The sequence below is a fragment of the Pseudoxanthomonas sp. J31 genome (assembly GCF_000510725.1).
GTDB lineage: Bacteria > Pseudomonadota > Gammaproteobacteria > Xanthomonadales > Xanthomonadaceae > Pseudoxanthomonas.
In genome coordinates this window covers 187,804-198,508 of the sequence record NZ_AZNZ01000007.1, presented here as the reverse complement: position 1 = coordinate 198,508, position 10,705 = coordinate 187,804, and the positions used below count along the sequence as shown (strand labels likewise).

General features: G+C 73.0%; 10 protein-coding genes and 1 tRNA gene. 7 read left to right on the top strand and 4 right to left on the bottom strand.

All coding sequences use genetic code 11. The features are described from left to right. The coding region (locus PSEJ31_RS0109850) for an MFS transporter (RefSeq protein ID WP_156924940.1) at nt 1-320 on the top strand (320 nt) is incomplete at its 5' end. A 175-nt stretch (nt 321-495) separates the two neighbouring features. On the opposite strand, the gene PSEJ31_RS0109845 is transcribed toward PSEJ31_RS0109850, so the two are convergent. Further along, nucleotides 496-570, bottom strand: a tRNA-Glu gene (locus PSEJ31_RS0109845). Between the two features lie 59 nt (nt 571-629). Between PSEJ31_RS0109845 and pcnB the strand changes: the two genes are divergently transcribed. The 6 genes from pcnB (at nt 630) to pgi (ending at nt 6,312) form a co-directional block, all read left to right on the top strand. Next, nucleotides 630-2,009 carry a polynucleotide adenylyltransferase PcnB gene (pcnB, locus tag PSEJ31_RS0109840; protein ID WP_028915351.1) on the top strand — a complete coding sequence of 460 codons (1,380 nt, stop codon included), beginning with the start codon at nt 630-632 and terminating at the stop codon, nt 2,007-2,009. Further along, on the top strand, nt 2,006-2,509 hold the full coding sequence (folK, locus tag PSEJ31_RS0109835; protein ID WP_028915350.1) for a 2-amino-4-hydroxy-6-hydroxymethyldihydropteridine diphosphokinase: 504 nt from the start codon (nt 2,006-2,008) through the stop codon (nt 2,507-2,509). Before pcnB ends, folK begins: the two co-directional genes overlap by 4 nt. A gap of 93 nt (nt 2,510-2,602) precedes the next feature. Next, nucleotides 2,603-3,418, top strand: coding sequence for a 3-methyl-2-oxobutanoate hydroxymethyltransferase (panB, locus tag PSEJ31_RS0109830; RefSeq protein ID WP_019397455.1), 816 nt, complete (start codon nt 2,603-2,605; stop codon nt 3,416-3,418). A gap of 28 nt (nt 3,419-3,446) precedes the next feature. Next, nucleotides 3,447-4,289, top strand: coding sequence for a pantoate--beta-alanine ligase (gene panC / locus PSEJ31_RS0109825; RefSeq protein ID WP_019397456.1), 843 nt, complete (start codon nt 3,447-3,449; stop codon nt 4,287-4,289). Between the two features lie 128 nt (nt 4,290-4,417). Then, complete coding sequence (gene panD / locus PSEJ31_RS0109820; RefSeq protein WP_019397457.1) at nt 4,418-4,798, top strand: aspartate 1-decarboxylase; 381 nt, start codon at nt 4,418-4,420, stop codon at nt 4,796-4,798. Next, complete coding sequence (gene pgi, locus PSEJ31_RS0109815) at nt 4,798-6,312, top strand: glucose-6-phosphate isomerase (RefSeq protein WP_028915349.1); 1,515 nt, start codon at nt 4,798-4,800, stop codon at nt 6,310-6,312. Before panD ends, pgi begins: the two co-directional genes overlap by 1 nt. A 108-nt stretch (nt 6,313-6,420) precedes the next feature. Here pgi and PSEJ31_RS0109810 read toward each other — a convergent pair whose 3' ends face one another. The 3 genes from PSEJ31_RS0109810 to PSEJ31_RS15950 all read right to left on the bottom strand — a co-directional run bounded on the left by PSEJ31_RS0109810 (nt 6,421) and on the right by PSEJ31_RS15950 (nt 10,369). Further along, complete coding sequence (locus tag PSEJ31_RS0109810) at nt 6,421-6,693, bottom strand: hypothetical protein (protein ID WP_028915348.1); 273 nt, start codon at nt 6,691-6,693, stop codon at nt 6,421-6,423. After that, on the bottom strand, nt 6,690-7,508 hold the full coding sequence (locus tag PSEJ31_RS0109805; protein ID WP_028915347.1) for a prolyl oligopeptidase family serine peptidase: 819 nt from the start codon (nt 7,506-7,508) through the stop codon (nt 6,690-6,692). The genes PSEJ31_RS0109810 and PSEJ31_RS0109805 overlap by 4 nt, the downstream gene beginning before the upstream one ends. Nucleotides 7,509-7,642: 134 nt before the next feature. Further along, a complete protein-coding gene (locus PSEJ31_RS15950) occupies nt 7,643-10,369 on the bottom strand; it encodes a S8 family serine peptidase (protein ID WP_051403711.1) in 2,727 nt (908 codons plus the stop codon). Nucleotides 10,370-10,705 lie beyond the last annotated feature (336 nt).

The following is a 10,705-nucleotide window of genomic DNA, read 5'->3' as shown; positions in this document are numbered from 1 at the left end:
CGGGGCAGATGGGCGTGGTGGCGCTGGTGGCGGCCAACGCCTACGTGGTGTTCTTCAACGCCTCGTGGGGCCCGGTGATGTGGGTGATGCTGGGCGAGATGTTCCCCAACCAGATCCGCGGCTCGGGCCTGGCGGTGGCGGGCCTGGCGCAATGGGTGGCGAACTTCGTGATCACCTGGACGTTCCCGATGCTNCTGGCGGGCATCGGCCTGGCGGCGGCCTACGGGTTGTACGCGGCGGCGGCGTTCCTGTCGGTGTTCTTCGTGCTGCGGTTCGTGCGCGAGACCCGAGGCCGCGAACTGGAGCAGATGCAGGGATGAGCGTTGCTTGCCCGGATGGAGTGGCACCATCCGGGCATCCCGGCCCAGCCACGGGCCCCGGCCGGAAACGACGAAGCGCCGCAACGCGGGGCTTCCTCTTGCGCCGGCCACGGTGCGCGGGCAACAAAAAACCCCGCCGGGGCGGGGTCTTTCGTCTGCTTCGCTGTGGCACCGCTGGCGCTCCCTAGGGGACTCGAACCCCTGTTTTAGCCTTGAGAGGGCCACGTCCTAACCGCTAGACGAAGGGAGCGTTGTGCGGGTGTTCCCAGCGAAGGCGCGCTAGTATATTCACCCGCCAGCCGGACGGCAATGCCCCCGGCGAAAAATTTTTCCAGCCAAGTCCACGGAAGCACTCCCATCGATCCGCAAGCCATCCCGCAACCTGTCCTGCGCAGCGTTCCGCGCGACCAGCACCCGATCTCACGCAAGGACATAAGCCCCAACGCCCTGCGCGTGCTCTACCGGCTGCGCGAGGCCGGCTTTGGCGCGTTCCTGGTCGGCGGCGCGGTCCGCGACCTGCTGCTGGGCATGCACCCCAAGGACTTCGACGTGGCCACCGACGCCACGCCCGAGCAGGTCAAGCAGCTGTTCCGCAACTGCCGCCTGATCGGCCGCCGCTTCCGCCTGGCCCACGTGGTGTACGGGCGCGAGATCATCGAGGTGGCCACCTTCCGCGCCAACAGCGACGACGGCAGCGGCGACCGCGAGATCGAGGACGGGCGCCTGGTCCGCGACAACGTCTACGGCACCATCGAGGAGGACGCGGTCCGCCGCGACTTCACCTGCAACGCCCTGTACTACGCGATCGAGGATTTCTCGGTGCGCGACTACACCGGCGGCTTCGAGGACGTGCTGGCGCGGCGCATGCGCCTGATCGGCGATCCGGAAACCCGCTACCGCGAGGACCCGGTGCGCATGCTGCGCGCGGTGCGCCTGGCGGCCAAGCTGGGCTTCAGCATCGACCCGCCCACCGCCGAGCCGATCCCGCGCCTGGCCGGGCTGCTGGCCGAGGCCGCCCCGGCGCGCTTGTTCGAGGAGATGCTCAAGTTGTTCCTGTCCGGGCATGCGGTGGCCAGCTTCGAGGGCCTGGAGCGCCACGGCCTGTTGCCGGCGCTGATGCCGGAGACCGCGGCCGCGCTGCGTTCCAACCGCAGCGGCGCATTGCGGCGGATGGTCCTGCAGGGGCTGGCCGGTACCGACGCCCGCGTGGCCGCGGACGAGCCGGTCTCGCCGGCGTTCCTGTTCGCGCTGCTGCTGTGGCCGGCGTACTGCCGCGCCCTGGCCGGGCTGCAGGCGCAGGGCATGCCGGCCGAGGAGGCGCAGCGCCGCGCCGCCGACCGGGTGACCCTGCACCAGGTGCAGACCATCGCCCTGCCCAAGCGCTTCTCCCTGCCGATGCAGGAAATCTGGCTGCTGCAGTCGCGCTTCTCCACCCGCCAGCGCAAGCGCGTGTTCCGGCTGCTGGCGCACCCGCGCTTCCGCGCTGCCTACGACTTCCTGGTGCTGCGCCTGGCCGCCTCGGAGAACCACGCCGCCGACGTGGAGTTCTGGCGCGAGGCCCAGCGCAGCTCCGGCGACGCCCTGGCCGCCAGCCTCGAGGCCGGCGGCGGCGAGGAGGGCGACCTGGAAGGCGCGCCGCGCCGGCGCCGCCGCCGGCGTCGCCGCGGGACTGCCGCCGCCTCCGAATGAACACGCCGGTCCGCGCCTGCATCGGCCTGGGCGCGAACCTGGGCGAGGCCGCCGCCAGCGTGCGCGCGGCCTTCCCGGCGCTGGACGCCTTGCCCGGTACCCGCCTGCTGGCGGCCTCGCGGCTGTACCGCACCCCCGCCTGGGGGCGCACCGACCAGCCGGACTTCATCAACGCCGCGGCCGTGCTCGAGACCACGCTGCCGGCGCCGGAGCTGCTGGCCGGGTTGCTGGACATCGAGCGCCGCGCCGGCCGCGTGCGCGGCGGCGAAGCCACCCGCTGGGGCCCGCGCATGCTCGACCTGGACCTGCTGCTGTATGGCGACCAGGTATTGGACCTGCCCGGCCTGCAGGTGCCGCACCCGTACCTGCACCAGCGTGCCTTCGTGCTGGTGCCGCTGGCGGAGATCGCCCCGGAGGCGCCGATTCCCGGGCACGGCACGGTCGCCGCGGCCCTGCGCACGGTCGATGCCGGCGGGGTGGAACTGCTGGCGCCGGGCTGAAGCCACGCCCGCGGGACGCTGCGTGACCGATGGCAGCCGGGGCAGGGCGGGGTTTTGCGCGATAATGCGCGGCTTGCCGAACCGGATACCGAAATGAGCGTACATGCCGAGCAAAAGCCCTGGACCGTCCCCGCGCTGGCCGAGGCCAAGCGCCAGGGGCGTCGCCTGGCGATGCTGACCGCGTACGACGCCGGCTTCGCCCGGGTCATGGACCAGAACGGGATCGACCTGGTGCTGGTCGGCGATTCGCTGGGCATGGTGGTGCAGGGCCACGACTCGACCCTGCCGGTGACGGTGGCCGACATGGCCTACCACACCGCGGCCGTGGCCCGCGCGCTGAAGCAGGCGCTGCTGCTGAGCGACCTGCCGTTCCAGTCCGATGCGACCCCGGAGCGGGCGCTGGACGCCGCGGTGGCGCTGCTGCAGGCCGGCGCGCAGATGGTCAAGCTGGAAGGCGCCGGGCCCAAGCTGGAGGTGATCCGCTTCCTCGCCGGGCGCGACATCCCGGTGTGCGCGCACCTGGGCCTGACCCCGCAGTCGGTGCTCAAGCTCGGCGGCTTCAAGGTGCAGGGTCGCGAGGAGCAGGCCGCGGCGCGGCTGCGCGCTGACGCCCTGGCGGTGCAGGAGGCCGGCGCCTCGCTGCTGGTGCTCGAATGCGTGCCGACCCCGCTGGCGCAGCAGATCACCGCTTCGCTCGACATCCCCACCATCGGCATCGGCGCCGGCCCGCACTGCGACGGCCAGGTGCTGGTGCTGCACGACTTCCTCGGGCTGGACAGCGGCCACCGCCGCCCGCGCTTCGTCAAGGATTTCCTGGCCGAAGGCGGCTCGGTGGCCGGCGCCGTGCGCGCCTACGCCGAGGCCGTGCGCGACGGCAGCTTCCCCGACGCCGCGCACGCCTACGCCTGAGCCTTTCCCCCTCTTCCTGGCAGTACCGATGATCGAAACCATTACCGAACTGGACGCGCTGCGCGAACGCGTGCGCGGCTGGAAGCGCGAGGGCCTGCGCGTGGGCTTCGTGCCCACCATGGGCAACCTGCACGCCGGCCACTTCTCGCTGGTGCGGCTGGTCCGCCAGTACGTGGACCGCGTGGTCTCCAGCGTGTTCGTCAATCCGACCCAGTTCGGGCCCAACGAGGACTTCACCCGCTACCCGCGCACGCCCGACGCCGACACCGAAGGCCTGGAGGCCGCCGGCTGCGACGTGCTGTGGCTGCCGACGGTCGAGTCGATGTATCCGTTCGGCGTGGAGCTGGCCTCGAAGGTGCACGTGCCGGGCGTGAGCCAGGTGCTGGAGGGCGAGTGCCGCCCCGGGCACTTCGACGGCGTGTGCACCGTGGTCAGCCGCCTGTTCAACCAGGTGCAGCCGGACGTGGCCGCGTTCGGGCGCAAGGACTACCAGCAGCTGGCGGTGATCCGGCAGCTGGTGGCCGACCTGCAGTTCCCGATCGAGATCGTCGGCGGCCCGATCGTGCGCGAGGCCGACGGCCTGGCGATGAGCTCGCGCAACCAGTACCTGGGGCCGGAGGAGCGGCCGCGCGCGGCCACCATCCACCGCGTGCTGTGCGCGATGCGCGACGCCCACCTGGCCGGCACCCCGCGTGCCCGGGTGGAGGCCGATGGCCGCGCCGCCCTGGTGCAGGCCGGGTTCGAGGTCGACTACGCCGTGCTGCGCCGGCCGGACCTGTCCGAACCGGCCGAGGGCGAGGCAGGCCCACGGGTGGCGCTGGTCGCCGCGCGCCTGGGCAGCACCCGCCTGATCGACAACCTCGAGTTCTGAGCCGGCGGGGCGCCCGGCCCGCGGCCAACCTACGTTTCGCATGCAACGGCCTGTCCCGCATGCGCCGCTTGCCCGTGGTCGCACCGCCGCCGCGGGCATTGCTACCATCCAAGACCCGGAGTCCCCCCATGCACCTGACCCTGCTCAAAGCCAAGATCCACCGCGCGACCGTCACCCACTCCGAGCTCAACTACGAGGGCTCGGTGGCGATCGACGGCCTGCTGCTGGACGCCACCGGCATCCGCGAGTTCGAGCAGGTGCACGTGTGGGACGTGACCAACGGCGCGCGCTTCACCACCTACGCCATCCGCGCCGACGAGGGCAGCGGCATCATCTCGCTCAACGGCGGCGCCGCGCGCCACGTGCAGGTGGGCGACCTGGTGATCATCGCCGCGTTCGCGTCGATGGACGCCGCCGAGGCCGACGCGTTCCAGCCGAAGCTGGTGTACGTGGACGGCCAGAACCGCATCACCCATACCAACCACTCCATCCCCAAGCAGGCTGCCTGATGACGACATCCGCCCCCGGTCTCGACACCCTCCAGTCCCACGCCGCGCGCCTTTCCGGCGCCAGCATCGCCGGGCTGCTGAAAGACGAACCGGGGCGGGTGGAGGCCCACGCGCTGCAGGTCGGGCCGCTGTACGCGACCTTCGCCCGCCAGCGCTACGACGCCGCGGCCTGGGACGCGCTGCTGCAGCTGGGTCGCCAGCTCGAGCTGCCGGTCGCGTTCCGGCGCCTGTTCGACGGCGAGAAGATCAACCTGACCGAGGGCCGCTCGGTGCTGCACACCGCGCTGCGCGGCGACCTGTCGCAGGCGCCGGTGGCGCGCGAGGCGTACGAGACGGCGGCCGCGGTGCGCCAGCGCATGTACGCGCTGGTGCGCGAGCTGGAGGCCAGCGAGGTCACCGACATCGTCAGCGTCGGCATCGGCGGCTCGGACCTGGGGCCGCGCCTGGTGGCCGACGCCCTGCGCGGCCCGCTGCCGGGCCGCTTCCGCGTGCACTTCATCTCCAACGTCGACGGCGCCGCCGCGCAGCGCGTGCTGGCACCGCTGGACCCGAGGCGCACCGCGGCGGTGTTCATCTCCAAGACCTTCGGCACCCAGGAAACCCTGCTCAACGGCGCCATCGTGCGCGACTGGCTGGACGGCAGCGGGCGCATCTACGCGGTCAGCGCCAACCCCGAGCGCGCCGCCAAGGCGTTCGACATCGCCGCCGAGCGGGTGCTGCCGATGTGGGACTGGGTCGGTGGCCGCTACTCGCTGTGGTCGGCGGTCGGCTTCCCGATCGCGCTGGCGATCGGCACCGAAGCCTTCGACCAGCTGCTGGCCGGCGCGGCCGAGTTCGACCGCCACGTGCTGGAAGCGCCGCTGGAAGCCAACCTCGCCGTGCGCCACGGCCTGACCGCGGTGTGGAACCGCAATGCGCTGGGCCTGGCCTCGCACGCGGTGCTGACCTACGACCAGCGCCTGGCCCTGCTGCCGGCCTACCTGCAGCAGCTGGTGATGGAATCGCTGGGCAAGCGGGTCAAGGTCGACGGCAGCCCGGTCGATGGCGACACCGTTCCGGTGTGGTGGGGCGGCGCCGGCACCGACGTGCAGCACAGCTTCTTCCAGGCCCTGCACCAGGGCACCGGCATCGTCCCGGCCGATTTCATCGGCACCGTGCGCAACGACGACCCGTACGCGCAGAACCACGAGGCGCTGCTGTCCAACCTGCTGGCGCAGACCGAGGCCCTGGCCAACGGCCAGTCCAGCGAGGATCCGCACCGCGCCTACCCGGGCAACCGCCCCAGCACCACCATCCTGCTGGAGTCGCTGACCCCGCGTTCGCTGGGCGCGCTGCTGGCCATGTACGAGCACAGCGTGTACGTGCAGTCGGTGGCCTGGGGCATCAACGCCTTCGACCAGTTCGGCGTGGAGCTGGGCAAGCAGGTGGCCAATACCCTGCTGCCGGCGCTGCGCGGCGAGAGCCAGGCCTCCGACCCGGTGACCGCGGCGCTGATCGCGCGCCTGCGCGGCTGAGCCGGCGCGGCAGCCAGGGCTGCCGGTACGCGAGGGGCGTCCGCCGCGAGGCGGGCGCCCTTCGTCCATGTAGCCCCGGGCGTGGCCGGCACCGGGAGGCGGCCGGCTTCAGTCCCGCTGCTGCGCCAGGTATTCCTGCAGCAGCGCCAGCTGCTCCAGCGCCTCCGGGTGCCCGGCGGCGGCCGCCGCCCGCACCTGCTCCAGGTCCGGATGCCGCACCACCAGCACGATGTCCTCGCAGCGCGGGCACAGGTACTCACTGAGGTCCTCGTGCGGCTCCAGCACCATGGCGCGGCTGTCGCCCTCCCATTCGCAGGCGGCGCAGACGACCGCGCGCTCGCGCCAGCCGGGCTGGAAGTAGTCGTCGATCAGCAGGGTCACGGTGGAGTCCGGTTGGGGGGCAGGCGCTGGGCGAACAGCCAGTCCCACATCGCGGGATCGGCATAGGTCGCGTCCCAGGCATTGTGGTTGCCTTCGGGGTATTCGGTATAGCGGAAATCCGCGCCGGCCTGGCGCGCGAGCTGGTACACGCGACGGGTGTCGTGCGGCAGCACCACGTCGTCGCGCGCGCCATGGAACATCCATACCGGCAGGTGGCGCAGGCGCTGCACCAGTGCCGCATGCGGGTCGGGCTCGCCGGCCACGGGCGTGACGTAAAGGGTAGGGCGCACTGCGCGCGGCGCGAGCACGCCGGCGCACACCGGCACCAGCGCGGCGAAGCGGTCAGGTGCCAGCAGGGCGACTTCCCAGGTGCCATAGCCGCCCATCGACATGCCGGTGGCGTAGGTGCGCGCCGGGTCGCCGCCGAACTCGGCGCTGGCCGCGTCCAGCGCCGCCAGCGCCATGCGCGCGTTGGCCCCGGTCCATTCCTCGCCCCGGCGCACCTGCGGCATCACCACCAGGGCCGGGAAGGTGCCGGCATGGCGGCGCAGGTACGGGCCCAGGCCGGCCGTGGTCTGGGCCTGGCCGTCCTCGCCGCGCTCGCCGGAACCGTGCAGGAACAGCACCACCGGCAGCGGTCCGCCGCGGCGTGCCGCGGCCGGCACGAACACCGCGTAGCGGTGGACGCGTCCCTCGAACTCCAGCTCGCGCTGGACGAAGCCGCCGGTGTCCGGCAGCGATGGCGGGGTCTGGCAGGCACTCACGGGCAGGCAGGCAAGCAGGACAAGCAGCCAGAGTAAACGGTACGGATGCATCGGTGCTCCTCCGCGGCGGGCATCCATTGTGGACGCCGGCGGAGCAAGCCGCAGTGAGCGCTGCGACGCCTGCACTCCCGGAAACGGCACGGCCCCACCGGAGCGGGGCCGTGCCGGCGGCGTCGGGACCGGGCTCAGAAGGCGCGGCGGTAGCCGGCGCTGATGTACACGTCGTCGGCGTGGCCGGCACCGTGGTCGGCGCCCACGTCCAGGCTCCAGTGCGAGCGCGCCGAGCGGGCGTAGTCCAGTCCGGCGGCCGCGCGCGCGCCGTGTTCCGGCACCTGCTGCCCGCTGACCGGGACCAGCACCCCGGGGGCTTCGGCGAACCAGGCCGGGAAGCCGGCATCGGTGTCGCCGGACAGCCAGCGCCCGGCGGCCAGCCCGTGCAGCGACAGGCGGTCGCGGACCAGGCGCAGGCGCAGGCCCAGCTCGCCGTAGCGGACTTCGCTGGCATCCGCGTCGGCGCGCAGTTCCAGGCCCTGTCCGCCGGCCTCGTGCAGCGCGCCCTGGCGGTGGCGGATCCAGCCGGCAGCGACGAACGGGGTCACGCCGGCATAGACCTCGCGCCCGGCCTCCAGGCGCGCGCTGAGGGTGGTATCGGTGTGGCCGCCGGACACGGCCATGGCCTGGTCGCCGACGAGTACCGTGCGGTGGGTATTCACCGAGGCGCGCTCGTAGCCCAGGCTGGCGGACAGGTAGCCGCTTTCGGTGGCCAGGCGCGCGTACAGGTCCAGGCCGGCGGAATCGGCATCGAAGCCGCCGCCGATCGCGTCCAGGTCGGCACGGCTGCGCCCGCTGTTGAGCGCGGCGCCGGCCAGCAGCGGGCCGAAGGCGTGGTCCACGCCGGCGGTGAAGCCGGTGGCGTGCCAGTCGGCATCGGCAAAGCCGGGCCGCTCGAATGCGCCCGCCTGGGCAGTGGCGCTGCCCCAGAAGCCGGCGGCTTCCGGTTCCAGCAGGGCCACGCGGTCGGCCAGGCGCTGGGTGGCGGCCACGGCCTGCTGCACCGCCACCGCGCGCGCGGTGCCGTGCACCTCGGCGGCCAGGCTGGCCAGCGAGGCCTCGGCCTCGGCGGGCGTGGGCACGCTGGCCAGCTTGCCGACCAGGTCGATCAGGGCGTCGTTGCCGCCACCCGGCTGCAGGCCGGCGGTGTGGTCGAGCAGGCCGTCGGCCATGCGCGCGCCGTCTACCACTGCCTGCGGCGCGCCCAGCGCGCTGGCGGTGCTGGCGGCGCTGGTGCGCTCCAGCCTCGCGTCCAGGCTGTTGCTGCCGTAGTCCAGCTGGGCGGTGTAGAAGAAGCCGCTGCCGTAGGTGACTGCGGAGAACACGCCGGTATGCGAGCGGTAACCCATCAGGCGCTCGCTGCTGCCCACCGGGTAGCCCGGGGCCGGCGCCAGCAGGTGCAGGGTGCCGGCGAGGTTGGCCTGGCCCTGCACTTGCAGCGGCTCGCCGATGGCGATGGCGGTGGTGGCCTGGGGGCTGGCGGTGAAGTCGCCGCCGATCCGTCCGGCGCCCTGGAACACCGCGCCGTTGCCGACGCGCACGCTGCCGGCGGTGCCGCGGGGCATGCCCAGATGGCCGCCCTGGACGTGGGTCAGGCCGGTGTAGCTGTTCTGGCCGGTCAGCCACAGGCTGCCGGCGCCGGTCTTGGTCAGGCCGCCGCTGCCGCCGATGTCGTTGGCGAAGGCGTAGCTGCCGGAGGGGACGTGGGCGGTGAAGGTGTCGGTGAACGCGCCGGGGCCGCGCACGGCCTTGTTGGCGTTGAGCAGGCCCCAGCCGTACACCGCGTCGACGCCCGGCTGGCCCAGGTCGGTGGCCGTGGTCAGGATGGTCTGCTGCACGTTGCTGGCGCTCATCCACGGGAACGCCTGCCACACCATCGCCGTCGTGCCGGTGACCGCCGGGGCGGCCAGCGAGGTGCCCGAGGCGCGGCCCTTGAACTGGGTGCCGTCCACGCCCGGCACCGCGACCAGGCCCGGGGCCACCAGGCACCAGGAGGCGGCGCTGCCGCAGGCGTTGCTGTAGTCGGCCAGGCCGGTGGCCTTGCCGCTCTTGTCGAGGTCCACCGCTGCCACCACCAGCAGGTGCCTGTTCCATTCCTGCATGAAGCGCGGCATCAGCGAAGTGGTGGACGGCTCGGGGCTGGAGTCGTTGCCGGCCGCCGCGACCAGCAGGCCGTCCACGTCGATCACGCCGCGCAGCCACTGCGCGTAGCCCTCGGCCTGGCGGCGCAGGTTGTCCTCGTCGGTGGCGGTGGTGCCCACCGACCAGTTGTACAGGCGCACGCCGCGGCTGCCCATGTCGGCGATGGCGTCGCGCGCCATGTCCGCGGTGCACCAGTTGTTGTAGCAGGTGACGCCCCAGTACAGCTCCGCTTCCGGGGCGACGCCGCCGCCGAAGCCGCTGACCGCGCGGCCGGCGAGGGCCGCGGCCACGACCGCGCCGTGGCCGTAGCTGTCGTATTCGCTCTTGCCGGTGTAGTCGCGGTACCAGGCCACGCGGCCGTCGAGGGGGGCGTAGGCCACTTCGTGCTGGCCGTCGAGCAGGCCGACCTTGACGCCCTTGCCGGTCAGGCCGGCCTCGTGCGCGGCGAGCGCGCCGGTGGGCACCAGCAGGTTGTCCTGCACGCCCTTGTAGCGGTAGTGGCAGGACTGGGCCGAGCCCGCGCTGCTGCAGTCGGTGCCCGGCAGCGGGTCCGGCTGCGCCGGCGTGGCCGGCTGGCTGGGCTGGGACGGCTGCGACGGGGCGGGTCGTGCCGGCTCGGGGGCAGCCGGCGGGTTGGACTTGGTTCCACCGCCGCCACCGCAGGCCGACAGGGCCAGGGCCAGGGCCACGGTGAGCGGGGCACGCTGCAGCTTGGACACTTGCTACCTCACGCTTGCGGTTCCGGCCTGTCGCCGCCGGCCGGGGGAGGAGCTGCTGCTTGCGCGAGCGGGCGGCGGCGACAGTGCAGCCGCGCGGACGGGGGGATTGCGGGCTGCACCGCTTGGTCGGCGCGGACCGGCGGCTCTGGAGGACGCAGTGCACAATTCCGTATTCAGGTTTCTGTCGATTGCGTGAAATGGGACAACGGCCACATTGGTGCGGGGCGCTCCGGGCGCCTCGCCGTGGGCGTCTGCGGGGCGCCACCGCCCGTGACAGCGACCGGATGCGGTGCGGCAGGTGCAGGGGCTGCCGGGGTTGGCACGCAAGGCGGAGGG

Excerpts from the sequence above, each read along its gene's own strand:
- pcnB (WP_028915351.1), top strand. The coding sequence starts at position 630 with ATGCCCCCGGCGAAAAATTTTTCCAGCCAAGTCCACGGAAGCACTCCC.
- folK (WP_028915350.1), top strand. The coding sequence starts at position 2,006 with ATGAACACGCCGGTCCGCGCCTGCATCGGCCTGGGCGCGAACCTGGGC.
- panB (WP_019397455.1), top strand. The coding sequence starts at position 2,603 with ATGAGCGTACATGCCGAGCAAAAGCCCTGGACCGTCCCCGCGCTGGCC.
- panC (WP_019397456.1), top strand. The coding sequence starts at position 3,447 with ATGATCGAAACCATTACCGAACTGGACGCGCTGCGCGAACGCGTGCGC.
- panD (WP_019397457.1), top strand. The coding sequence starts at position 4,418 with ATGCACCTGACCCTGCTCAAAGCCAAGATCCACCGCGCGACCGTCACC.
- pgi (WP_028915349.1), top strand. The coding sequence starts at position 4,798 with ATGACGACATCCGCCCCCGGTCTCGACACCCTCCAGTCCCACGCCGCG.
- PSEJ31_RS0109805 (WP_028915347.1), bottom strand. The coding sequence starts at position 7,508 with ATGCATCCGTACCGTTTACTCTGGCTGCTTGTCCTGCTTGCCTGCCTG.